24 protein-coding genes and 1 pseudogene are annotated in these 22,974 nt (G+C 68.6%); 16 read left to right on the top strand and 9 right to left on the bottom strand.

Annotation, left to right across the window (positions count from 1 at the left end):
- The first annotated feature begins 33 nt into the window (after positions 1-33).
- The 3 genes from K5L49_RS06990 (at position 34) to K5L49_RS06980 (ending at position 2,990) form a co-directional block, all read left to right on the top strand.
- A complete protein-coding gene (locus tag K5L49_RS06990) occupies positions 34-1,260 on the top strand; it encodes an NAD(P)/FAD-dependent oxidoreductase (RefSeq protein WP_223691460.1) in 1,227 nt (408 codons plus the stop codon).
- An 85-nt stretch (positions 1,261-1,345) separates the two neighbouring features.
- Positions 1,346-2,242: a dihydropteroate synthase gene (gene folP, locus K5L49_RS06985; protein WP_223695259.1), complete on the top strand. Its 897-nt coding sequence runs from the start codon at positions 1,346-1,348 to the stop codon at positions 2,240-2,242.
- Positions 2,235-2,990: a pyrimidine reductase family protein gene (locus tag K5L49_RS06980; protein ID WP_223691458.1), complete on the top strand. Its 756-nt coding sequence runs from the start codon at positions 2,235-2,237 to the stop codon at positions 2,988-2,990. Before folP ends, K5L49_RS06980 begins: the two co-directional genes overlap by 8 nt.
- 127 nt (positions 2,991-3,117) lie before the next feature.
- Here the strand turns inward: K5L49_RS06980 and K5L49_RS06975 are convergent, their stop codons facing one another.
- A complete protein-coding gene (locus K5L49_RS06975; protein ID WP_223691457.1) occupies positions 3,118-4,758 on the bottom strand; it encodes a DNA repair helicase XPB in 1,641 nt (546 codons plus the stop codon).
- A 144-nt stretch (positions 4,759-4,902) separates the two neighbouring features.
- Between K5L49_RS06975 and K5L49_RS06970 the strand changes: the two genes are divergently transcribed.
- Genes K5L49_RS06970 through K5L49_RS06955 form a run of 4 tightly spaced genes read left to right on the top strand, consistent with a single transcriptional unit; the run spans position 4,903 to position 7,666 of the window.
- Positions 4,903-5,667, top strand: coding sequence for a 3-hydroxybutyrate dehydrogenase (locus K5L49_RS06970; RefSeq protein ID WP_223691455.1), 765 nt, complete (start codon positions 4,903-4,905; stop codon positions 5,665-5,667).
- Positions 5,664-6,335 carry an alpha/beta fold hydrolase gene (locus tag K5L49_RS06965; protein WP_223691453.1) on the top strand — a complete coding sequence of 224 codons (672 nt, stop codon included), beginning with the start codon at positions 5,664-5,666 and terminating at the stop codon, positions 6,333-6,335. Before K5L49_RS06970 ends, K5L49_RS06965 begins: the two co-directional genes overlap by 4 nt.
- Positions 6,332-6,556 carry a hypothetical protein gene (locus tag K5L49_RS06960; protein ID WP_223691452.1) on the top strand — a complete coding sequence of 75 codons (225 nt, stop codon included), beginning with the start codon at positions 6,332-6,334 and terminating at the stop codon, positions 6,554-6,556. The genes K5L49_RS06965 and K5L49_RS06960 overlap by 4 nt, the downstream gene beginning before the upstream one ends.
- 48 nt (positions 6,557-6,604) lie before the next feature.
- Positions 6,605-7,666 (top strand): alpha/beta hydrolase, encoded by a 1,062-nt coding sequence (locus K5L49_RS06955; RefSeq protein WP_223691450.1) that lies wholly within the window; start codon positions 6,605-6,607, stop codon positions 7,664-7,666.
- Position 7,667: 1 nt separating this feature from the next.
- Here K5L49_RS06955 and K5L49_RS06950 read toward each other — a convergent pair whose 3' ends face one another.
- Both K5L49_RS06950 and K5L49_RS06945 read right to left on the bottom strand, forming a co-directional pair.
- A complete protein-coding gene (locus tag K5L49_RS06950) occupies positions 7,668-9,548 on the bottom strand; it encodes a helicase-associated domain-containing protein (protein ID WP_223691448.1) in 1,881 nt (626 codons plus the stop codon).
- Between the two features lie 36 nt (positions 9,549-9,584).
- Positions 9,585-9,890, bottom strand: a complete 306-nt coding sequence (locus K5L49_RS06945; RefSeq protein WP_223691447.1) for a hypothetical protein — start codon at positions 9,888-9,890, stop codon at positions 9,585-9,587.
- 55 nt (positions 9,891-9,945) lie between these two features.
- Here K5L49_RS06945 and K5L49_RS06940 point away from each other — a divergent pair, with 55 nt between their 5' ends.
- On the top strand, positions 9,946-10,326 hold the full coding sequence (locus K5L49_RS06940) for a cold-shock protein (RefSeq protein ID WP_223691445.1): 381 nt from the start codon (positions 9,946-9,948) through the stop codon (positions 10,324-10,326).
- A pseudogene (locus K5L49_RS20015) lies at positions 10,319-10,708 on the top strand (DUF3027 domain-containing protein); the annotation flags it as partial. The gene K5L49_RS06940 and the pseudogene K5L49_RS20015, both read left to right, overlap by 8 nt.
- A gap of 339 nt (positions 10,709-11,047) precedes the next feature.
- On the opposite strand, the gene K5L49_RS06930 reads toward K5L49_RS20015, so the two are convergent.
- Entirely contained in the window at positions 11,048-11,281 is a 234-nt protein-coding gene (locus tag K5L49_RS06930; protein WP_263298830.1) for a DUF2530 domain-containing protein, read from the bottom strand.
- Positions 11,282-11,293: 12 nt separating this feature from the next.
- Positions 11,294-12,409: a phosphoserine transaminase gene (gene serC, locus K5L49_RS06925; RefSeq protein WP_223691441.1), complete on the bottom strand. Its 1,116-nt coding sequence runs from the start codon at positions 12,407-12,409 to the stop codon at positions 11,294-11,296.
- Positions 12,410-12,528: 119 nt separating this feature from the next.
- Here serC and K5L49_RS06920 point away from each other — a divergent pair, with 119 nt between their 5' ends.
- The 3 genes from K5L49_RS06920 to K5L49_RS06910 all read left to right on the top strand — a co-directional run bounded on the left by K5L49_RS06920 (position 12,529) and on the right by K5L49_RS06910 (position 15,184).
- Positions 12,529-13,221, top strand: coding sequence for a metal-dependent transcriptional regulator (locus tag K5L49_RS06920; RefSeq protein WP_223691439.1), 693 nt, complete (start codon positions 12,529-12,531; stop codon positions 13,219-13,221).
- A gap of 218 nt (positions 13,222-13,439) precedes the next feature.
- Positions 13,440-14,336 (top strand): C40 family peptidase, encoded by an 897-nt coding sequence (locus K5L49_RS06915; protein WP_223691437.1) that lies wholly within the window; start codon positions 13,440-13,442, stop codon positions 14,334-14,336.
- Positions 14,337-14,686: 350 nt separating this feature from the next.
- Positions 14,687-15,184 carry an HNH endonuclease gene (locus K5L49_RS06910; protein WP_223691435.1) on the top strand — a complete coding sequence of 166 codons (498 nt, stop codon included), beginning with the start codon at positions 14,687-14,689 and terminating at the stop codon, positions 15,182-15,184.
- A gap of 525 nt (positions 15,185-15,709) precedes the next feature.
- On the opposite strand, the gene sigJ is transcribed toward K5L49_RS06910, so the two are convergent.
- A complete protein-coding gene (gene sigJ / locus K5L49_RS06905) occupies positions 15,710-16,636 on the bottom strand; it encodes an RNA polymerase sigma factor SigJ (protein ID WP_223691433.1) in 927 nt (308 codons plus the stop codon).
- A gap of 65 nt (positions 16,637-16,701) precedes the next feature.
- Here sigJ and K5L49_RS06900 point away from each other — a divergent pair, with 65 nt between their 5' ends.
- Positions 16,702-17,637, top strand: a complete 936-nt coding sequence (locus K5L49_RS06900) for an NAD-dependent epimerase/dehydratase family protein (RefSeq protein ID WP_223691427.1) — start codon at positions 16,702-16,704, stop codon at positions 17,635-17,637.
- A 153-nt stretch (positions 17,638-17,790) separates the two neighbouring features.
- On the opposite strand, the gene arfB is transcribed toward K5L49_RS06900, so the two are convergent.
- Positions 17,791-18,228: an alternative ribosome rescue aminoacyl-tRNA hydrolase ArfB gene (arfB, locus tag K5L49_RS06895; RefSeq protein WP_223691426.1), complete on the bottom strand. Its 438-nt coding sequence runs from the start codon at positions 18,226-18,228 to the stop codon at positions 17,791-17,793.
- A gap of 106 nt (positions 18,229-18,334) precedes the next feature.
- On the bottom strand, positions 18,335-18,925 hold the full coding sequence (locus K5L49_RS06890) for a dihydrofolate reductase family protein (RefSeq protein ID WP_223691425.1): 591 nt from the start codon (positions 18,923-18,925) through the stop codon (positions 18,335-18,337).
- Between the two features lie 143 nt (positions 18,926-19,068).
- Between K5L49_RS06890 and K5L49_RS06885 the strand changes: the two genes are divergently transcribed.
- Positions 19,069-19,296 (top strand): RNA-binding S4 domain-containing protein, encoded by a 228-nt coding sequence (locus tag K5L49_RS06885; protein WP_223691424.1) that lies wholly within the window; start codon positions 19,069-19,071, stop codon positions 19,294-19,296.
- 190 nt (positions 19,297-19,486) lie between these two features.
- On the opposite strand, the gene K5L49_RS06880 is transcribed toward K5L49_RS06885, so the two are convergent.
- Positions 19,487-20,662, bottom strand: coding sequence for an ROK family protein (locus tag K5L49_RS06880; RefSeq protein WP_223691423.1), 1,176 nt, complete (start codon positions 20,660-20,662; stop codon positions 19,487-19,489).
- 187 nt (positions 20,663-20,849) lie between these two features.
- Here K5L49_RS06880 and K5L49_RS06875 point away from each other — a divergent pair, with 187 nt between their 5' ends.
- On the top strand, positions 20,850-21,992 hold the full coding sequence (locus K5L49_RS06875) for a Gfo/Idh/MocA family protein (RefSeq protein ID WP_223691422.1): 1,143 nt from the start codon (positions 20,850-20,852) through the stop codon (positions 21,990-21,992).
- Complete coding sequence (locus tag K5L49_RS06870; RefSeq protein ID WP_223691420.1) at positions 21,989-22,954, top strand: sugar phosphate isomerase/epimerase family protein; 966 nt, start codon at positions 21,989-21,991, stop codon at positions 22,952-22,954. Before K5L49_RS06875 ends, K5L49_RS06870 begins: the two co-directional genes overlap by 4 nt.
- The last annotated feature ends 20 nt before the right edge of the window (positions 22,955-22,974 follow it).

Genomic DNA, 22,974 nt, shown 5'->3' with positions numbered 1-22,974 from the left:
GCTCACCGCTCACCGCTCACACAGGAGGACGCCATGACCCAGCCCACCGTCGTCATCGCCGGAGCCGGACTCGCCGGTGCCACGACCGCCACCGAGCTCCGCACGCGCGGCTTCGACGGGCGCATCCTGTTGCTCGGCGCCGAGGCCCACGCGCCCTACATTCGGCCGCCGCTCTCGAAGGAGCTCCTGAAAGGCGAGGCCGACCGCTCGGCGACACTCGTGCATCCCGACGATTGGTACGCGCAGAACGCCGTCGAGCTGCTGCCCGAGACCGAAGCGGGCTCCTTCGACGCCTCCGCGCACGAACTGTTCCTCACCGGGGGCGGGCGACTCACCTTCGACGCCCTCGTGCTCGCCACGGGCGCCCGGGCGCGCCGGCTCGACGTTCCGGGCGCAGGCCACGGCGCCGTCTTCACCTTGCGCACCCTGGAGGAGAGCGAATGGCTGCGGGCGGCCCTCGCGGTCGGTGGGCGCCGGGTCGTCGTCGTCGGCTCGGGGTGGATCGGTCTGGAGGCCGCCGCCGCCGCGCGCGGCTACGGCAACGATGTCACCGTGATCAGCCGGTCGGCGGTTCCCCTTACGTCGGCGATCGGCGCCGAACTCGGCGGGATGTTCGAGCGGTTGCACGTGGCCAACGGGGTCGCCTTCCGCGTATCGGAGACTGTCGTGGCGATCGGTGGAGGCGACGACGGGCCGCGCGAGGTCGTCACCGGCTCGGGGGAACGGCTGCCGGCCGACATCGTGGTGGTCGGCGTAGGCGCAGTGCCGGCTGTGGAGGTCGGCGAACGCAGCGGGCTGACGCTCGGCGACGGCATCCTCGTCGATCACGGGATGCGGGCGAGCGCCGAAGACGTCTACGCCGTCGGCGACGTGGCCGACCCCTACCTGCCCGCCCTTGGCCGCCACCTGCGCAACGAGCATTGGGCGAACGCGATCGTCGGCGGCGAGGTGGCGGCCGCCGCTATCCTGGGCGAACGCGCGAGCTACGATGCGATCCCGTACTTCTACTCCGACCAATACGATCTGGGCATGGAGTATTCAGGCTATGCGCCGCTCGCGGCCGACGCCGAGATCGTCTACCGCGGCGACAGGGATGCGGGTGAGTTCATCGCCTTCTGGCTGCGGCACGACCGCGTGGTGGCGGGCATGAACGTGAACGTGTGGGATGTGAACGAGGGCGTGCAGCGCCTGATCCGGGAAGGTGTGCGAGTGGACCGCGACCGATTGAGCGACGAGAGCGTCGACCTTGCTGCCCTCTGACGAGAGAGGAATGCGCGAGACCGGAATGCGCGAGACCGGAATGCGCGAGACCGGAACTGGTGAGACCGGAATGCACGCGGCGGGAATGTATCTGCCGCCCCTGCGCATCCCGGTGCGCACCATCGGCGCCCGCACATTCGACTTCTCCCGCCGAGTCGCGGTGATGGCTGTCGTCAACCGAACGCCAGATTCGTTCTTCGACCAGGGGCGCACCTTCGCGCTCGACCGCGCGGTCGCCGCCTCGTTCGAGGCGGTCGCAGCCGGCGCGGATTGGGTCGACATCGGCGGTGCGCCGTTCGCGCCCGGCGAGCCGATCCCCGTGGAGGAGGAGGCTGAGCGCGTCGTCCCGGTGATCGCCGAGTTGCGCGCCGGCTCGGATGTGGTGATCTCGGTTGACACGTTCCACGCCGCGGTCGCTCGCCGCGCCATCGAAGCCGGAGCCACTGTCATCAACGATACGACCGGCCTCAGCGACCCGGGGCTGCTGCCGGTGGTCGCCGACAGCGAGGCCACGCTGGTGATCACCCACAGCTTGGCGACACCGCGCACGTTCTATCCGAGGCCGCACTTCGACGACGTTGCAGGAGAGATCGCCGCCTTCCTGGCGGAGCGTGTCGAACGCGCCCTGTCCGCCGGAGTGCCCGAGGAGCGCATCGTCGTCGACCCCGGGCACGACCTCAACAAGAACACTCTGCAGACGCTCGAACTGACACGGCGGCTGAGCGAGATCGCCGACCTCGGCTATCCGACGCTCGCGGCCGTCTCGAACAAGGACTTCATCGGCGAGACCCTGAACGCCGACCGCTCCCACCGGCTCGAAGGGTCGATCGCGGCGGCCGTGGTGTCGATCGTGAACGGAGCCCGCATCATCCGGATGCACGATGTCGCCGCCTCCGTGGCCGCCACCCGCATGACAGAGGCACTGCTCGGACTGCGGGAACCCGCCTTTCTCAAGCACAACATGGGAGACGTGAATGTCTGAGCCGGGCATCACCCGACTTTTCCCACTGCCGGCGGTCGACGGCCTCGGCGATGCGCAGATCGCCGAGCTCTACACGGCCGGGGCCGAACGCCGCCCGTGGCTGCGCGTGAACTTCGTGACGAGCGTCGACGGCGCCGCCACCCACCAGGGCCTCTCGGGCGGGCTCTCCGATGACGCCGACAAACGCGTCTTCGCGATCTTGCGTCGACTCTGCGACGTAGTGGTGGTGGGCGCCGGAACGGTGCGCGCCGAAGGGTATAGCGCGATGCGGGTCGACGCCGCCTCGGAGCGGTGGCGCACTGAGAACGGGATGAGCCCGCATCCGGTGTTCGCGATCGTCTCGGCCGGCCTCGACCTCGACCCGGCGAGCCCGATCTTCGCAGACGCACCCAATCGTCCGATCATTCTCACCACGGAGCGGTCACGGCCCCAGGCGCGGGAGGCACTGGCCGACGTCGCCGACGTCGCTATCTGCGGGCGCGACCGAGTGGAGGCGGATGCGCTGGTGCGGGTGCTCGGGGAGCGCGGGCTCGGCCGCATCCACTGCGAGGGCGGGCCGCACCTGTTCGGCGACCTGATCGCGGCTGGAACGCTCGACGAGCTCTGCCTCACCGTGAGCCCACGCTTGGAAGCCGGAGTCGCCTCCCGCATCTCGGCGGGCGCCTCGCCGATCGTCCCCGTCGGCCTTCGCCTGGCGCACACGCTGCTCTCCGGCGATACCCTGCTGCTGCGCTACACCCGCGCCTGACCCGCCCGGCCGCGGTCATTCGGGCCCACAGTCAAGATTTGTGCCAGATGTTCTCGCTGGTGCCGCTGCCGCTGCCGCTGCTGGTGCCGCTGCTGGTGCGACTGCCGCTGCCGCTGCTGGAGTGCGGTCAGGCGGCGAGGGAGTGCGCGTCGAGGATGGTGTAGCTGTACCCCTGCTCGGCCAGGAACCGTTGGCGGTTCTGTGCGAAATCCTGGTCGACCGTGTCGCGCGAGACGAGGGTGTAGAAGTTGGCCGAGAGTCCCGACTCTTTGGGGCGCAGCAGTCGACCGAGACGTTGCGCCTCCTCCTGACGGGAGCCATAGGACCCCGAAACCTGGATGGCGACCGTCGCCTCCGGCAGATCCACCGAGAAATTCGCCACCTTGCTCACCACGAGCACCGGCGTCGTGCCTTCGCGGAACTCCTGGTAGAGCCGTTCTCGTTCGTCGACCGGGGTCGCACCGGTGAGGGCGGGAGCGTCGAGGGCGTCGGCCAGTTCGTCGATCTGGTCGAGGTACTGCCCGATGACCAGGATGCGCTCGCCGGCGTGGCGATCGACGAGCCGGCGCACCACATCCAGTTTCGCCGGCGCCGTCGCCGCCAGCCGGTACCGTTCGTCGTCGGCCGCCGCCGCGTAGGAGAGCCGTTCCGATTGGGGGAGGTCGATGCGCACCTCATAGCAGGATGCGGGAGAGATGAAGCCTTGGGCTTCGATCTCTTTCCAGGGGGCGTCGAAGCGTTTGGGTCCGATGAGGCTGAACACATCGCCTTCGCGGCCGTCTTCGCGAACCAGCGTCGCCGTGAGTCCGAGCCGCCGGCGCGCCTGCAGGTCGGCGGTGAGTTTGAACACCGGAGCCGGGAGCAGATGCACCTCGTCGTAGACCACAAGACCCCAGTCCATCGCGTCGAGCAGGGCGAGGTGCGCGTACTCGCCTTTCCGTTTGGCGGTGAGGATCTGGTAGGTGGCGATCGTCACCGGTTTGACCTCTTTGACCTGCCCGGAGTATTCGCCGATCTCTTCGCGGGTGAGCGTCGTGCGCTTCAGCAGCTCGTCGCGCCACTGTCGCGCCGAGACCGTGTTGGTCACCAGGATGAGCGTGGTCGTCTTGGCGGTGGCCATCGCGCCGGCACCGACCAGGGTCTTGCCGGCGCCGCAGGGCAGCACCACCACGCCGGAGCCGCCTTCGAAGAAGTTGCTCACCGCCTTGTTCTGGTAGTCGCGCAGCTTCCAGGTGTCTTCGACGAGGTCGATCGGATGCGGTGTGCCGGGCGTGTAGCCGGCCAGGTCTTCCGCGGGCCAGCCCAGCTTCACCAGCTCCTGCTTGAGCTGGCCGCGCGCCCACGCCTCGACGACGAAGGCGGTGTCGTCGCGGCGTTCGAGGAGCAGCGGCGAGATGCGTTTGGCGCCGGCCACTTCGGTGAGCACGGCGAGGTCGGCCGAGCGCAGCAGCAGGGTTCCCTCGTCGTCGCGTTCGATCAGCAGCCGGCCGTAGCGCGCGACGGTCTCGGTCATGTCCACGGAGACGGTCTGCGGGATCGGGAACTTCGAGTAGCGTTCCAGCGTCGCGAGCATGTCGGCGGCGGTGTGCCCGGCGGCTCGCGCATTCCACAGGCCGAGGCGCGTGATGCGGTAAGTGTGGATGTGTTCGGGGGCGCGTTCGAGTTCGGCGAACACGGCGAGGTCGTGCCGTGCATCCTCGGCCGCCGGATGCGCGACCTCGAGGAGCACGGTGCGGTCGCTCTGGACGATCAGGGGGCCATCGGACATAACCGTTGAGTCTACGCCCCGCACCGGCGCCCTCCCGGTCCCGTGGCCCGGTTCGCGCTTTGCCTCTGGCGCCGCACCCCGCCCGCTGCGCAGAATGGTGCCAGCGAGGATGCGCGGAGCCGTTCGCGCAGAGACGAGGGCGCGATGACGCAAGCGAACGATCCGATCGATCTCACCGGCCGCCGGGCCGTCGTCACCGGCGGAGCGAGCGGCATCGGCCTGGCCTGCGTGGAGGCGTTCGCCGCAGCCGGGGCCCGGGTGACGATCGCCGATCTGAACGGCGATGAGGCCGCGTCGGTGGCCGACCGGCTGGGCGGCGAAGCCTGGGCGGTTGATCTTTCTGACGTCCGGGCGCTCGATGCCCTCGAACTCGACACCGACGTTCTCGTCAATTGCGCCGGATTGCAGCATGTCCGGCCGATCGAGGAGTTCGAACCGGAGCGGTTCTCGCTGCTGCTGCGGGTGATGCTGGAGGCGCCGTTCCTGCTCATCCGGGCCGCGCTTCCGGGGATGTACGCGCGTGGCCACGGCCGCATCCTCAACATCTCGAGCGTGCACGGGTTGCGAGCTTCCCCGTACAAGTCGGCCTACGTCGCAGCGAAGCACGGTCTGGAGGGGCTCTCCAAGGTGGCCGCGTTGGAGGGCGGAGAGCACGGTGTCACCTCCAACTGCATCGACCCCGGCTATGTGCGCACCCCGCTGGTCGAGCGGCAGATCGCCGACCAGGCGCGGCTGCACGGCATCCCCGACGACGAGGTCGTGGCGAAGGTGATGCTCACCGAGTCGGCCGTCAAACGTCTCGTCGAGCCGGTGGAGGTGGCGAGCCTCGCGCTCTGGCTGGCGGGGGACCGCTCGGGTATGGTCACCGGCGCGAGCTACACCATGGACGGCGGATGGAGCGCGCGATGAGTCTGCCGACCGAGTTCTCGACGTTCGCCGTTCCCGTGCGCGGCGGCCCGCTCGCCGGCGGCGTGTGGCACCGGGATGCGCGGGGGCTGCCGCTGCTCGCCGTCCACGGCATCACGGCGAATCACCGCTCCTGGTCGCTGGTGGCCGACGCCCTTCCCGGAACCCGTGTCATCGCCCCGGATCTCCGCGGCCGCGGTCGCAGCAACACCCTGCCCGGTCCGTTCGGCCTGATCGATCACGCCGACGATCTGGCCCGGCTGCTCGACGGCCTCGAGGTCGACCGCGCGGTCGTGGCCGGGCATTCGATGGGCGGCTTCGTCGGTGTGCGGTTCGCCGAACGGCATCCGGATCGGGTCGCCTCGCTGGTGCTCGTCGATGGAGGCCTGCCGCTTCCCCCGCCGCCCGGCATCCCGCCGGAGGAGGCGGCCGCGGCCGCGCTCGGCCCGGCCATCGAACGGCTCGGGATGTGTTTCGCCAGTCGCGACGACTATGCGCAGTTCTGGCGGCGCCACCCCGGTCTCGGCCCGTACTGGAACGAAGCCGTCGCCGACTACGTCGACTACGACCTCACCGGCGAGGAGCCCGAGCTGCACCCGAGTGCCGCGTCGGAGGCTGTGGCCGCCAATGTGCTCGAACTCGACGGTTCCGCGGGTATGCCGCGGCCTTGAGCGCGCTGAGTCTGCCGATCGACTTCGTGCGCGCGCCGCGCGGCCTGCTCGACCAGCCCGAGGGGCTCTACACACCCGCGACCGTCGCCGCGTGGGCCGAACGGATGCCGTCTCTGCGCACGCAGAAGGCCACGGATGTCAATCACTACACGATCGTGATGTCACCAGCCGGCGTCACCCAGTTGCTCCCCGTTCTGACCCGCCACTTCGCACCTTCCTGACCCGCCGCTTCGCACTGTTCTGACCCGCCACTTCGCAGAGGACACCCGATGACAGACACCCTTCTTCCCGGAATCGCCGCCACCACCGTGACGACCCCGCGCTACTCCGCCGCCGTGCTGGAGCGTCCCTCCGCCTCCGCGGCCGCCACTGTCTTGTTCGTGCACGGCAACGTGTCGTCATCGCTGTTCTGGCAACCGCTCATGCTGTCTTTGCCGCCCGAGGTGCGAGCGCTGGCGGTGGACCTCCGCGGGTTCGGCGGCAGCCAGACACTGCCCGTCGATGCGACGCGCGGGGTGCGCGACTTCTCCGACGATGTGATCTCGGTGATCGACGGGCTCGCCCTCGGCGCCGTGCACCTCGTGGGGTGGAGCATGGGCGGCGGTGTCGCGATGCAGCTGCTGCGCGACCGGCCCGAGCTCGTGTCGACCCTCACTCTCGTCTCCCCGGTCTCGCCGTTCGGTTTCGGCGGAACGGCCGCCGACGGTCGGCTGCTCAACGCGGACGCCTCCGGAACGGGCGGCGGAGGAGCGAACCCCGACTTCGTGGCGCGGCTGGCCGCCGGCGACCGTTCGGAGGACGCGCCCACCTCGCCTCGGGCGGTGTATCGCTCGAGCTATGTGGCCCCCGGGTTCCATTCCGAGTTCGAAGACATCTGGGTCGAGTCGATGCTCACCACGGCCACCGGCCCCGACAACTACCCCGGGGATGCGGGCGCGAGCGAGCATTGGCCCGGTTTCGCCCCGGGCGGTCGCGGTGTGCTCAACACGATGGCGCCGACGGTGTTCAACACCTCAGACATCGTCGACCTGCCGAGCAAGCCGCCCATCCTGTGGGTGCGCGGAGCGCAAGACGCGATCGTCGCCGACGGCTCCTTCTTCGACCTCAACCAGCTCGGCCAGGCAGGGATCATCCCCGACTGGCCCGGCGAGGAGGTCGCACCCCCGCAGCCGATGGTCTCGCAGACGCGCGCCGTGCTCGACCGGTACACCGAGAACGGCGGCGCCTACACCGAGCTCGTCTTCGAGAACTGCGGGCACTCGGCGCATCTGGAGCACCCCGACCGGTTCCGGGACGCGTTGGTGGCGCAACTGGCCGGCGGGGCGCTCTGAGTCATTCCTCGGCGGGCCGGATACCCTGAACGCTCGACAGCGGCAGGGTGCGTTCGATGTCGGCCGCCCGGTCGCGGCCGCGCAGCCGGCCACCGCCGACACCGGTCGGCTCCAGGAGGTATTCCACCAACCGGCCGTCGGGCATCGCCACCTGCACGATCAGCGTCTGCTTCGCCCGGATGGCGAGGTCGAGCTGGCGGGCAAGCCACTGCTCCTGCGTGGTTCCGTCTTCGGTCACCTCCGCCTCGCGCAGCCGGGCGATCAGCTCGGTGAGCGGGCTGCCCGCCCGCGGTGAGGTCGCCCGGGCGACACGGTGCCGGCGCAGGCTGACCACGGTGCCCGCCGCATCCTCAGCCGCCACCGGGTAGCGGGCGTCGCTGAGCGCCCAGAACACCACGTCGCGCGCGAACCGGCTCTCCAGCCGTTCCGGTGCCACCCGGGTGAGCGCGAGCGGGCCGAGGGTCTGGTCGACCTCAATGGTCGTCAACAGCTCGAGGTCGTCGGAGACGATCGCGGCGCGGGTGCGCGACTCCGCATCGCCGGTCTCGCTCACCCGCACCCGGCCGTACCGCGCGGCAGCGTCGCTGATGAGGTAGTCGAGCGGCTGCGGAACACCGGTGAGCGAGATCCCGGACAGGAACTTCCGGATGCTCTCAGCCGTCTCGCCCGCGGCGATCGCCCGGTTGAGGCTCGCCGCCGAGACCCGGAACGTGGCCGCCAGAGCGCGGCTCTCCACATCGGCGAGCCCCCGCAGGCGGGCGTCGATCGCCGGTTCGAGCGGGCCGGGGGAGACCACGGTGAGGTCGTGCTGCAGGTAGACCCGGTCGACCTCCGCCGGGAACTGGGCGCCGATCACCGTGGCAGCGGCGTCTGGCCCGTGCTCGACGAGGGCGGTGCCGGCCGTGCTGGGGGCGTGACCGGCGGTGATGCCCAGCCACTCCGCGTCGCGCGTGTACGCCGTGACGCGCTCCTGCGCCGCCTCACGGCCGGCAGGGTACAGCCACGCCACATGGTCGCGCAGACTGTCGCCCCAGACCGCACGCGACCGTGAGGCGAGGATGCTGCGCAGATCGTCGGGCAGCGCATCTTGCCACGACCGCGCCAGATCGCGCCAGCGCTGCGCCGTCGGCTCGTGCTGCCAGGCGGCGGCCGCATCGGTTGGCAGCCAGAGACCGTCATCAAGGGCGATCAGGCCGGCGCGGTGCGCCACCGAGAGCACGGTGGGAACCACGGCCACATCCACCGCGAGCGCACCCGCGATGCGTTTGCTCGCCGGAAGGGCGAGACCGCCCTTCTGCAGCTCGCGGGCGCCCTCCCGGGTGAGCTCGGCCAGCAGCTCCGACACGGAGGCGACCGCTTCGAAGGCGCGCTCCCCGGCCAGGCGGTCGGTGAACCGCCGCTCGGTGTCGGGCACCGGGGCCAGCGCGGGCGGTGCGGGGGTGGCGACCAGCGCATCCGGGGCAGGCAGCCCAAGGGCCGGCCACGAGGCGAGCTGCTCGCGCACGGCCTCGTAGGCGGCGAACGTCGTGCCCTCGGGATGCACGAGCAGAAGATCTTCGAGCGAGCTCAGGGCCGCGCGCGCGACCTCGGGGGTGGGCCCGGCGGTGGCCGGCGCGTCGGCCAGGGCGGCAGCCACAGAAGCGGGATCCACCGCGACCGCACCTGAACCGGATGCGCGGCCGAGCGTCACCAGCACGGCCAGCCTCGGCCGGTCGAGCGCGGAAAGCGCCCGCTGCAGCGATTCGCGGTCGAGCAGCGCGTCGGCGAGATCGAAGAAGTCGGTGACGCCCGTTCGGCGGAACACGCGCGAAGCGAGAACCTCCGCGAGGGCGTCGTCGGGAAGCTCGCGCAGACGCGCGGCCAGCGCGAGCGTGTTCGTCATCGGGGGCTCGTCAGCGCCTCGTCCGGTCGCCGTCCGTCAGCGCTTGCCTTTGGTGTCGATGGCCGCCGCGGCTTTGGCTGCCTTCGCCGCCTTGCTGCGCTGACTTCCGGCGACGAACAGCAGCACGATCAGCAAGACGAACGCGGCAGGGAGCGCGATCAGGGGGAGCAGGAAGACCGTCGGCCACACCCCCTGACCCGAACCTTGCTGCGCGAAACCGCCGACCGCGGTGCCGATCAGGATCGCGGCGATGCACAAAAGGGAGACCACGACGAGCGCGGCGATGATGTAGGAGAGCGTGCGCTGGAGGCGGCTTGTCGCCGGTGGGGTCTGTTGGGTCACGAAATCAAGGATAATTGAGGTTGGTCATACGATCCCCATGTGAAATGAGGTTCCCATGCCAACCGGCAAGGTCAAGTTCTACGACGACGAGAAGGGTTTCGGCTTCATCAGTTCCGATGACGGCCAGGAAGTCTTCCTGCACGCCTCGGCACTTCCCGCCGGAACGGTGGTCAAGGCGGGCACCCGCCTGGAGTTCGGCATCGCCGACGGCAAGCGCGGAGCCCAGGCGCTCTCGGTGCGCGTGCTCGACGCGCCGCCGAGCCTGGTGAAGCTCAGCCGCAAGTCGGCCGACGACATGGCGATCATCATCGAAGACCTCGTCAAGCTGCTCGACGGCATGGGGGCCAACCTCAAGCGCGGCAAATACCCCGACAAGGCGCACGGCGCCAAGATCGCCGCCGTGCTGCGTCGGGTCGCGGACGACCTGGATGCCTGACGACGAGACGGTCGAGCAGACACCGTCCGACCCGAGCGCCGCAACCGCCGAGGCGGAGTCGCTGGTGACCCCGGTGACGCCGGCCGTTCCCGACAGCGTGCTGCTCGCCTCGGTGCCTCTGGCGCGTGAGGCGCTGCTCGAGATCACGCCGGCGGCGACCGTCGGCGACCCCGTCGGCCACTTCGTGGAGGGCGAGCATGTGCTGTCGCTGCTGTTCGCGTGCACGCTCCCGGGGTATCCGGGCTGGCACTGGACTGTGACGATCTCCCGGATCGACGACGAGTCGGCCCCGTCGGTTCTCGAAGCCGAGCTGATGCCCGGTGACCGCTCCCTGCTCGCGCCCGATTGGGTGCCGTGGTCGGAGCGTCTCGCCGATTATCAGGCGTCGCAAGAGGCGCAGCACGCTGCGGCTGCAGCGGAGGGCGACGAGTCCGAGAGCGACGACGAGTCCGATGAATCCGACGACGACGATCTCGACGACGACGAGTCGGACTTCGACGACGATGACGATGACGACGTCGACGACGACGATGACGATGACGATGATGACGACCGGGATGTGCACGATCTGCACCCCGACGACATCGACGGCATCGACATCGACAGCGCCGACGGCTCGTACGACGACGAGGCCGACGCCGACGCCGACCTCGACCTCGACCTCGACCTTCCGGCCGAGGAAGCGGCGGCACTCGACGATGCCAGCGCGGTGTCGGCCGGCCTAGCGCCGTTTGACGGTGAGATAGACGAGCCCGACGAGGCCGAGCACGAGACCGACGATGACGGTCCAGAACCACCAGCCGTCGCCGGCGCCGATGAGCGCGCGGTTGAAGACGAGCACCACGACGAGGGCGACCAGCCACAGCGCTAGCCCGACGAGCACGGCCCGCCGGTCATCCGTCTTCACGGGAACCGGGTCGGGCCGTCGCTCGCTGTCGCGCAGCCAGAGTCGCATCGTGGCCTCCGGTCAGCCCTGCTGCCCGACGACGAACTCGATGCAGCCGATGAGCTTGCGCACATCATCCGGCTCGATGGCGGTGAATGTCGCGATGCGCAGCTGGTTGCGGCCGAGCTTGCGGTACGGCTCTGTGTCGACCACGCCGTTGGCGCGGAGCGTCTTCGCCACGGCGGCCGCGTCGATGCGCTCGTCGAAGTCGATGGTCACGACCACCTGCGAACGGTGCTCCGGGTTCGCGACGAACGGTGTCGCGTAGTCGACGCTCTCAGCCCAGCTGTAGAGCGCGTTCGACGACTCGGCCGTGCGGGCCGCGGCCCAGGCGAGACCGCCGTTGCCGTTCATCCACTGGATCTGGTTCTCGAGCAGCACGAGCGTGGCGACCGCCGGCGTGTTCAGCGTCTGGTTGAGACGCGAATTGTCGATCGCGTTCTTCACGCTCAGGAACTCGGGGATGTACCGGCCGCTCGCTGCGATCCGCTCCACCCGCTCGATGGCGGCCGGAGAGAACAGCGCGAGCCACAGGCCGCCGTCCGAGGCGAAGTTCTTCTGCGGGGCGAAGTAGTAGATGTCCGACTCGCTCGCATCGATGTCGACACCGCCGGCGGCGCTCGTCGCGTCGATGACCGTGAGAGCACCGTCATCGCCGTGCACACGGCGCACCGGAGCCATCACGCCGGTCGAGGTCTCGTTGTGGGGCCAGGCGTAGACGTCGACGCCTTCCAGCACCTCGGCTTCGCTGCGCGACCCGGCCGCTGCGTCGATCACATGCGGCGCCTCCAGCCACGGCGCCTTCGCCGCGGCGGCGAACTTGCCGCCGAACTCGCCGAACACCAGGTTCTCGCTGCGCTTCTCGATGATCGAGAAGGCGGCAGCATCCCAGAACGCGGTCGAGCCGCCGTTGCCGATGACGACCTCATAGCCGTCCGGCAGGCGGAACAGCTCGCTCAGCCCCTCGCGCACCCGCCCGACGAGGTTCTTGACCGGCGCCTGACGATGGGAGGTGCCGAGCAGTTCGGCCCCGGCGCCCGCAAGGTAGGCGAGCTGTTCGGGGCGGACCTTGGACGGGCCGCATCCGAAACGTCCGTCGGCGGGCAGCAAGTCACTGGGAATCGTCACATCCGGCATAGTCGAAGTCTATTGGCTGTCGAACAGCGGCGGTGCCGTCTTCGCGGGGCTGCGCGGGACTGTCACCGGCACCAAGTAGGCTCTACTGTCGTACCGCGCGTCAGTAAGTGGAGGGGTTCATGACCGATCTGATCGACACGACCGAGATGTACCTTCGCACCATTCTCGAGCTCGAAGAAGACAACATCATCCCGCTGCGCGCGCGAATCTCCGAACGGCTCGGGCACTCCGGGCCCACGGTCTCGCAGACGGTCGGCCGCATGGAGCGCGACGGTCTCGTCGTCGTCTCGGGCGACCGGCACCTCGAACTCACCGACGATGGGCGCCGCAAGGCCGTGCACGTCATGCGCAAGCACCGGCTCGCCGAGCGTCTGCTCAGCGACGTGATCGAGCTCGAATGGGAGTACGTGCACGAAGAGGCCTGCCGCTGGGAGCACGTGATGAGCGAGCAGGTGGAGCGCAAGCTCCTCACCATGCTCGGCCACCCCACCGAGTCGCCGTACGGCAACCCCATCCCGGGCCTCGGCGAATTGGGCGAGGTCGACGCGACACCGAGCACGGAAGGCCTCGTCAACCTTGTAGATGTGGTTGAAGGTCAGGATTCCGGGGTGACGGCCAAGATCCGCCGTCTCGGCGAACCCGCCCAGGTCGACCCCGAGCTGCTCCTCCAGCTCAAGCAGGCGGGCGTTTTTCCTGGCTCGACCGGCACTTTCGCCTCCGCCGGATCGTATGTCGCCGTGCAGATCGACGGCTATGAGACCGGCCTGGAACTGCCGAACGAACTCGCCGTTCACATCTTCGTCACCGTGTGACTTCCGTTACCGATTTGTTAAAAATCCCCGAAAAGGATGTGACAAACCGGATGGGCTCCCGTAGTCTCTTACGAGTCCGACGGGCCAGAAGCCGGCCACAGGACCCGGGTCAAGACGCTCCACCCCCACCCACTGTCTCTTGATTCGCGAAGCCGAAGCTATAAGCAACCGGGACGGGACAGCTACCTAGTGCTGTTGGAGCGCAGGAGGTTTACACCTTGGCCCAATTAGGTACGCCCGGTTCTGAAGAGGACCCCTCAACCAACCCGAATCGTTCCACCACAGGCTCCACCTCCGACCTTGTCTCCCGCCGCTCTCTGCGTGCCGAGCGGGTCGCCCCCGTCTCGAACTCTGCTCGCACTGTCGAGCCCGCCGCCGCATCGCCCGCCGCGAAGCCGGCGAAACCGGCCGCCAAGAAGAAGATCAAGGGCGGCGTCATCAACGTCGCCGTCATGACGTTGGCCGCCGGCCTCATCGCCACGATGGCGATCCCGGCCTACGCCTTCAACCCGCAGGGAGCCGACGGGGCGCAGTTCAAGGCGTCCGCCATCGACGGCATGAAGAAGGCGCAGTCGCAGAGCGTCGAGGTTCCGCAGACCGTGGCCGCCGCATCCGTCGCCCGCGACACGTCGAGCGCGACCACCGAGGAGCAGCTCGCCACCCAGAAGGCCGCCGAGGCCGCCCGCCAGCGCGCTGCCGTCTCGCTGGCCAGCTACGCGAGCAGCTACTCCGGCCCGTCGGTCACCGACTTCCTGGCCAACCCGCCTTACCCGAAGTTCAGCCTCTCGCAGGTGTTCTCGGTCGCCCAGCAGTACATCGGCACGCCGTACGTCTTCGGCGGGTCCACCCCGGCCGGTTTCGACTGCTCGGGCTACATCATGTTCGTCTACGCCCAGTTCGGCATCTCTTTGCCGCACTCGGTTTCGGGCCAGGCCGCTCGCGGCACCCGCATCTCGATTCAGGACGCCGTTCCCGGCGATGTGGTGATCATGCCCGGCCACGACGGCTTCTACGCCGGCAACGGCAACATCATGGATGCGCCCGACACCGGCCGCAGCATCTCCATCCGCCCGATCTGGACCAGCGACTACTACATCGTCCGACTCGGCATCTGACCTTGCGGGGTGCCCCGTTCTGCGAACTTTTCGTGAACACCGCCCCACACAGCACCGGAACGGCGCGCCACGAATATGTGGGGCGCCGTTTCTGGGTTACTCTGTTCCCCTGACACCGTGAGAGATCCGGGAGAGCCGATGGTAGAGCGGAAGGTCATGAGCGTGGCGCAGGCCACCGTGACCGATCGCGGCCATTTCGCCCCTCGTCACCAAGACTTCTTGGCCTGCCGCCACCATTTCGTGGCCTGCCGCCACCATGCCTCCTCCTCGCAGGGCGCTGTCCACACGGACAGTGCCCTTTTTCTTTGCCGCCGCACGCCGTCCGCATCCGGACCGCAGGAAGGTCTGAGATGAGAACACTGGTCCTCAACGCCGGGTACGAGCCCCTGGCCGTCGTCTCTTTCAAGCGCGCCCTCGTGCTCGTCATGAACCAGAAGGCAACCGTCGTGGCCATCGACCAGGACCACCCCGTCTGGGGCATCTCCGACAGCTTCGAGCGACCATCCGTCATCCTGCTCACCCGCTATGTGCGCCTGCCCCGCGGCCGCACCGTGCCGGTGAGCCGCCGCGGCGTGCTGCGCCGGGATGCGCACCGCTGCGCCTACTGCGGCAAATCCGCAACCACGATCGACCACATCCAGCCCCGCTCCCGCGGCGGCGCCGACAGCTGGGAGAACCTGGTCGCCTGCTGCCTGCGCTGCAACAACATCAAAAGCGACAGAACCCCCGGCGAGATGGGCTGGTCGCTCGCCTTCACCCCCCGCGTGCCCTACGACGCCTCCTGGGTCGTCCGCGGCGTCGAGTCAGCCCAGCCCGAATGGCACGACTACCTGGAGCCCGCCGCCTGATCCGAGGGTCTGGACCCGTGGGTCTGGACCCGTGGGCCTGGACCCGTGGGTCTGGCTGTCTGCGTGCCTCTTCGCGTGCTTGCGTGCTTGCCTGTCTGTTTGCCCGCCCGCGAGCTGCCAAATGTGCGTTCCACAGGGCCGACACCACCCTTTCGACAGCTTTTGCACCGCCACGTTTCGCTAGACTCGACAGGTCAGCCTCTGTAGCTCAATGGAAGAGCAGTTCCGTCCTAAGGAAAGGGTTGGGGGTTCGAGTCCCTCCAGTGCGCGATGTGAGGCATACGCCACTGGCGGGCGGCTTCCCTGCCGCAGGGGTGTCACGCACCCGGGTTTCGTCGCCGCGATTTCGAAGTTGTTTGTCTTTCAGCGCCTTCTGTGCGCTGTCACGATCGGCCATGCACAGCCCGAGCGCCGCGAGGCAAGGTTGCGGGTCGCGCGAGCGAAATCGTCCAGGCACTGCTTCTTCCAGAAGTTCAGCGGGATGAAGCATCCGTGGTCAGGAGTCGCCTGAACAGATGGTCGCCGTCAGCGCCCGCCGTCAACGTCGTCCACGCCGTGCAAGAGCGCGAAGAGGTCGCCGATCCGCCCGAGGTGGCGGAGCTTGTCAGGGTTCAACTGATTCGACAGGGCACGGATCGAGCCGTCCTGGAAGTGGAGTGTGAGCACTGCCAGGGTCGCATTGTTTGCACCGCGGAACCGTAGTGCGTGCTCTCCGTTGGCGAAGACCGACTCGATCGTGACACCGAGTTTCATGCCGCGTCGCATGAGGCCGACGAGGAACCGGGCAACCGCCACGTCGCCCGCCATCGGGCGCTGGATGGCGGGCGCCTTTCCGCCGCCATCGGCGGTCAGCACCACGTCGTGCGCGAGAACGCGCACGACACCGTCGACGTCACCCTCGCGCAGAGCCTGGAGGAAGTCACCGGCGAGATGTGCGGCGCGAGCGCGATCAACGTCGAACCGGACACTGTCTGCGGCGACCCGAACGCGCGCGCGATGCAGGATCTGGCGGCACGCGGACGGGGAGCGTCCCACGATCTCCGAGATTTCGGCGTAGTCCAGGCCCAGCGACTCGTGCAGAACGAACACAGCCCGCTCGATCGGGCCGAGCCGTTCGAGCATCCTGAGCACGCCCACGGTTACTGTCTCGTCGTGCTCGATGCGTCGGGCCGGGTCGTCGTCGTCGATGAGTAGAGGCTCGGGCAGCCATGGGCCGACGTACAATTCGCGGGTGCGACGAGCGGAGCGAAGCACGTCGATCGAAAGGCGCGTCGCCACCGTCGAAGCGAAGGCGTCCGGTCGTTGGATGACCTCGCCGGCACGAGTCCGCTCGTGCAGCCGCAGCATTCCCGCCTGCACGATGTCCTCGGCGTCGGTGACGCTGCCGAGCATCCGATACGCGATCGAGAACATGAGAGGACGAAGCGCAGCCGCTTCGACGGCGAGATCCATGTTCGCAGTCTGTCACACACAGGCAGGGTCGCCCGTCGAAGGGGGTGACAGATAGGAGCACCATCATGAAGGTATTCATCGCAGGCGCAACGGGAGCCGTCGGGTCCCGGCTCGTCCCCCTCTTCGCCGCTGCAGGTCACGAGGTGACCGGCACGTCTCGTTCGCTCGAAGGAGCGCGCCTGATCACTGCTGCGGGAGGTCACGGCGTCGTCATGGATGGCCGGGATGTGGACTCCATCCGTCGAGCAGTGCTCAATGCCCAGCCGGACGTCATCGTTCATGAGCTCACCGCGCTTGCAGGCGGAATGAACCTCAAGAAGATCGACACATCGTTCGCGGTCACAAATGAGTTGCGGACGCGTGCCACCGATGCGCTGCTGGACGCTGGGCAGCAGGCCGGGACAACCCGCTACATCGTGCAAAGCTTCACCGGGTGGACGAATGAGCACGCCGGAGCCCAGGTGAAATCGGAGCTGGATCCACTCGACCCGAACCCTGCCGCGGCATCACGCCAGACCCTCGCCGCGATCGCCCACACCGAGACAGTGACCTTGGCAGCCGGAGGACTCGTCCTCCGCTACGGGCCGTTGTACGGCCCCGCGCAGTCCCTCGGCACGGGCGGGGAGATGCTCGAGCTCGTTCGCAAAGGTCGGATGCCCATCGTCGGCGGTGGTGGCGGGGTCTGGTCGTTCTGCCACATCGACGACGCAGCATCGGCGACGGTCGCGGCCGCAACGCGAGGGGCATCTGGTCTGTACAACATCGTCGACGACGATCCTGCCGCGGTCGCCGAGTGGCTACCGGAGCTCGCCAGCGCCGCAGGTGGGAGGAAGCCGATGCGTATACCAGCGTGGGCGGCCCGTCCGCTGATCGGCGATTTCGGGGTGCAGTGGATGACGACAGCGCGCGGCTCGTCAAATGCGAAGGCGAAGGCTGCGCTCGGGTGGAGCCCCACCTACGCGAGCTGGCGCGACGGGTTTCGGAACGGCCTCGGGGAATAGGAACGTCACCGGAATCGGCGGCCTCCTGTTCGTTGAGACTCAGCCACGACTCGAAACGCGAACGTCCGCCCCACTTCCCTCGAATTGCCCGTTGGCGCCCCCAGGCGTAGTCCGCTCGGGTCGAAGCGGTTTCCGGCCCGGGCGCGTCAACGGTCAATCGTGAGGAGGGCGGCGCAGTCGCTTGACGTCGGTGCGTCGCTTCTTCGCCTCCAAGCGGCGTTGCTTGGCGCCGCGGCTCGGTTTCGTCGGTTTCCGCGGTGGGGCCGGGGGCAGGAGGGCGTCGGCCACGATATCGGCCAGCCGGAGGCGGGCGGCTTCCCGATTGCGCAATTGGGCGCGGTGCTCGGATGCTGCGATCGTCAGCGCTCCGTCGACCAGGCGGCTGCCCAGACGATCGAGGAGTCGCTCCCGCTGAAACGGTGTGAGAACGGCTGAGCCTGCCACATCCCACACGAGTTCAACCCGGGAGTCGGCAGTGTTCACACTCTGGCCGCCGGGGCCGGATGACCGCGAGAATCGCCAAGACAGCTCAGACTCGGGGATCGTGAGTCCCGAGTCGACCCGAAGGCCGGGACGGTGAGTGGCGGGCATGGGTCCATCATCCTCGTGCACGCGAGATTCGCCCGCCGACAGAACGATTGCAAATGCTGAGCCGCCCCGCCCTGCCGGGACCGTCAGGAGCAATCACGTCACGCCGTTACCCACTTGGCGGGACCCGGCCGGAGCAGGCCGGAGCCGGCCGGAACCGCAGCGCGGTCACCCCCGACCGGAACTCCTGCCGGTCCACCAGCTCGAGCTGGATGCGCTCCCGAAGACCCGCGAGCAACGTCGGCCCGTGTCCGGCAAGAACAGGGTGAACAACGAACACGTATTCGTCGATCAGTCCCAGATCCGCCAACGCTCGGGGAAGCGTCACGCCACCGACGAAAAGACCGTCACCCGGCTCCTGCTTGAGCCGCTCGACCGCTTGCCGCAGGTCGCCCCGAAGCAGTTCGGCGTTCCAGTCGACCCCGCTCAGCGTGCTCGACACGATGTGCTTCTCCGCGCCGTCGATGGCCTCGGCGAACGGGATCTGCCACTCGTCCATCCACTCGGGCCACGTACCCGTGGCCGGCCGGCGCCACGCCGACTCCATCATCTCGTAGGTCACCCGACCGAAAAGCAGAGCATCGGCTCGCTCCACCTCGGCGGTCCAATAGCGCATCGACTCCTCGTCGGGGGCAAGCCCTGCCTCGTGATGGCAGCAGCCGTCGAGAGTGACATTGATGGCGTAGCGAAGTGGTCTCATCGCGTTCTCTCCCTTGATGCACGAAGCGCGTTTTCACCGGATCGTACTCGGACTACGGTCGGCGTCTCCTGCATCGTGGCTGATCCGGCTCGTGGGTGGGTGACCGACTCTGCGGCCGGTCGCTGGTGGGTTACCATTCGGGAATGACGAAACCGGAACCGATCGTTGACGTGCCGGTCGGTGGTGAGGGCATTCGCCTCGGGCAGTTCCTGAAGTTCGCTGGGCTGCTCGACTCCGGTGGAGACGTGAAAGAGGCCATCATCAACGGCTACGTGACCGTGAACGGTGAGGTCGACCGCCGCCGCGGGCGGCAGCTGCAACTCGGTGACATCGTCGGCTTCGAGGGACGCAGAGCCCGCGTCAGCCCGTGAACGTTCGACCGGCCCGGACTGGTGTCAGGTTCGGCGTAGCGGAACTACGATCCGCACGGACCCCCAACCCTCACCGGCGAACCCGAGGCCGCCGACGATGAGGCCGCCGCTGCGCCCCTTGCGCCCTTGCGCCCCTCCGCCCTTGCGCCCAACGCGCCAGGGCGCATCTGCGGGCCGGGCAGCCTCCCCATCAGCGCACCGCGCGAGCCAGCTCCAGTTCCCCACCAGCCGCAATCCGCGCCGGGCCGATCTCTGTCAGGCCGGCGGGCGTGAACAGCTGGTCGCTCAGCGATTCGATGCACATGCGGAGGCAACCGGTGAGGACGCTGGCGTCGCCGTACTGGGAGCCGCGGAGGCGGGCTTCCAGAGGGCGGTCGTTCTTCGCGAGCTCCTCTTCGAGGGCGGGGATCAGCAGGTCTTGGATGGTGCCGAGTGAGCCGCCGAAGATGATCTCCGTCGGGGCGAGGAGCCAGGCGATCAGGGTGATTCCGGTGCTGAGCGCCCTGGCGAGACGGCTGACCTCCTCGAGTGCGTGGGGTTCTCCGGCGCGTGCGGCCGTGACGAGTTCCAGGGTGGCCGCGTGGCCGGGGGCGAGCTCGTCGGCGAGGTCGACGAGGAGAGGGCTGACCAGGTCGTGGAGGCCGAGGTCACGGGCCCAGCTGATCTCGCCGGCGGCGCCGTCGCGGCCGCGATAGAGCTCGTTGCCGAGCACGAGGCCGATGCCGATGCGCTCGCTGTCGGAGAAGATGTACGCGAAGTCCTGCACCTCGCCGTCGCGTGACCATTTCTCGCCGAGGGCGGCGATCTTCGCATCGTTCTCGACGCGCACCGGGCAGTCGAACAGTTCGCCGACGGCGTCGCTGAGGGAGAAGCCGGTCCACTCCGGCATGGTCATCGGGAGGTCGACCATCCCGTCGTCGCGCACGATCCCGGGCGTGGAGACGGTCACGGCCACGACGGCCGACCGGTCGACCCCCGCCGTGTCGAGGAGACTGGTGACACTGTCGTCGAGGAGGGAGAGACGCTCCGCGCGCGAGGTCTTGATCGGCAACGGGACGCGCAGGTCGCCGAGGATGTTGGTCGCCAGATCGGCGACCGTCGCATGGATCTGCCCGGCCTCCAGCTGTAGGGCGACGACGCAGGCTGCGTCGTAACGGAACGCATAGCTTCGTGCGGGTCGGCCGACCGGACGTGTGGTGGAGGTCGTCGAATGCACCTCCGTCACCCAGCCGCTCTGCATGAGGTCGTCGAGGATGACCTCGATGGTTCGCCTGGACAGCCCGGACTGGCTCTGCAGGTCGGCCATCGTGGCCGGGCTGGAGCCGTAGAGGATCCCGAGCGTGTTCGCAGCGTTGCGCTGCCTCATGTCCTGATGGTCCATATGACGGTCTGCCCCTTCGTGCCCGAGGCCGATCCTACGGGATCGAAAAAAGTTTTGCTATCAATCCGCATAATTGTTTTGCTATCACCGCGCATAATTGATACTGTCCCCTTCAACAGCCGATCCCGGATCTCGGGTCCGGCTTTCAGCTTCAATGAAGAAGGGGCGACCGGTGACTCGCAACTCAAATCAGGTCGGGGTCGGCATCGTCGGCTGCGGCAACATATCTGGCGCGTACTTCCGCGGTCTGGAACGCTTCGACGGCCTGGAGATCGTCGGGTGCACCGACCTGAGCGCAGAGCTCGCCCGCGCCGCGGGAGAGCGATACGGCGTGCGGGTGTTCGACTCGGTCGAGGCGCTCGCCGCCGACGGAGCGGCGGACATCCTGGTCAATCTGACCCCGCCGCTCGCGCACGAGAGCGTCACCCGGGCGCTCCTGGCCACCGGCAAGCACGTCTTCACAGAGAAGCCGCTCACGGCGTCGTTCGCGACCGCGGCCCCGTTGGTCGCCGAAGCCCGCGAGCGCGGGGTATTGTTCGGCTCCGCCCCGGACACCTTCCTCGGCTCGGCCGGGCAGACCGCCCGCGCCGCTGTGGACGACGGTCTGATCGGCGAGGTCATCGGCGCCAGCGCGTTCGTCACGCACAGCAAGGCCGAGCTCTGGCACCCGGACCCCACCTTCCTGTTCCAAGCGGGAGGCGGCCCAGCGCTCGACATGGGTCCCTACTACATCGCGGCGCTGGTCAACCTGCTCGGGCCGCTCGCGAGCGTCTACGCCAGCGCCAGGATCGGCAGCCCCGTGCGGCCGGTGTCGACCCCGGACAGGCGGGTCGAGTCCATCGACGTGACGATTCCCACGCACGCCTCGGCAACGCTCAATTTCGCATCTGGCGCCATCGGCACCGTGCTCGCGAGCTTCGACGTGTGGGACCACAAGCTGCCGTTCATCGAGCTGTACGGCTCGAAAGGCACCCTCAGTGTGCCGGACCCCAACAACTACGACGACGCCGTGACGGTTCACCTGCACGGCGAAGACGGTTGGCGTCCGCTCCCGCCTGTGATCGGCGGCTTCACAGAGGGCGTGCTCGACGAGCTGCTGCCGCTGCGTGGTCCCGGCGTCGCCGACCTGGCCGGCGCGCTGAACGGCGAGCCGTTCCGCACCAGTGCCGGCTTCGCCCTGCACGTGCTGGAAGTGCTGGACGCGATCGCGAACGGCACAGACGGCGTCCACACCCTCACCACCACCTGCGAGCGTCCAGCCCCCTCCACCGAGACCTGGACCTCCGCGACCGCCAAGGAGACCGCGAACGCATGAGCATCACCACCGCCCCCGTCACGACCCGCCCATTCGGCGTCGACCTGATCACCTTCTTCGACCCCGGATTCTTCGGTGCGGGCACCCGGGAGGAGTTGCAGGCTCTCGCGGCCGCCGAGCCCCGACGCGTCTGGGACACGATTCTCGACGCTCTTCAGGAGGCGGGGATCGCGGAATTCGAGATGACGTTCGCACCGGCCGACCGACTGACCGCCATCGCCGCATACGGCTCCGCACCGGCGTTCGCCGCCGAAGTCGCCTCGCGCGGACTCTCAGTCGTCAGCGCGTACTTCGCCGACATCGAGCACTCAGCAGATGTCACCGACCCCGCCACCCGTGCGGCCATCCTCTCCGCGGCCGAGACCGAGTCGGCATTCCTGGCGGAGATCGGGGCGTCCTTCCTGGTCGCCGGCCTGCCGATGCGGCGCAACAACGCTCAGGGCGACAACCTCGCGCCGGTGGATCTCGCCACCGCCGTCCCGATCGCCGACATCGCCAACGAGGTCGGTGCGATCACGGCCCGCCACGGCGTGACCCTCGCGCTGCACACCGAGAGCCACTCAGTGTTCTGGACCCCGCGGGACGTGGACCTGTTCCTGCTTCTCACCGACCCCTTCCTCGTGGCGTTCTGCCCGGACACCGGACACATCGTGCTCGGCGGGGGAGACCCCGTGCAGCTCGTCTCACGCCACCGCGAGCGCGTCGTCATCGCGCACTGGAAGGATGCGGCGGGAGCGTTCCGCGAGAAGGCACTGGTCGACGGCGACATCTTCGATCGCCACCGCCCGTACTTCCGCGCCGCAGGCCAGGGCATCGTCGACTGGGCGGCCTTCGCCACCACCCTCGCCGAGATCGGCTACCAGGGCGGCATCCTGCTCGAGCTCGACGTGGCGTCCGACCCGGTCGGGCAGCTCATCGCGGCGCGCACATACCTGGAGGAGGCCACAGCGGGCATCCTCTGACCCCACCGCCAAGAGTGGAT

The organism is Leifsonia poae (assembly GCF_020009625.1).
In the GTDB taxonomy this organism is placed as follows: Bacteria; Actinomycetota; Actinomycetes; order Actinomycetales; family Microbacteriaceae; genus Leifsonia; species Leifsonia poae_A.
Note: the sequence above shows the minus strand (reverse complement) of the source record. Positions and strands in the feature narration are given on the sequence as shown.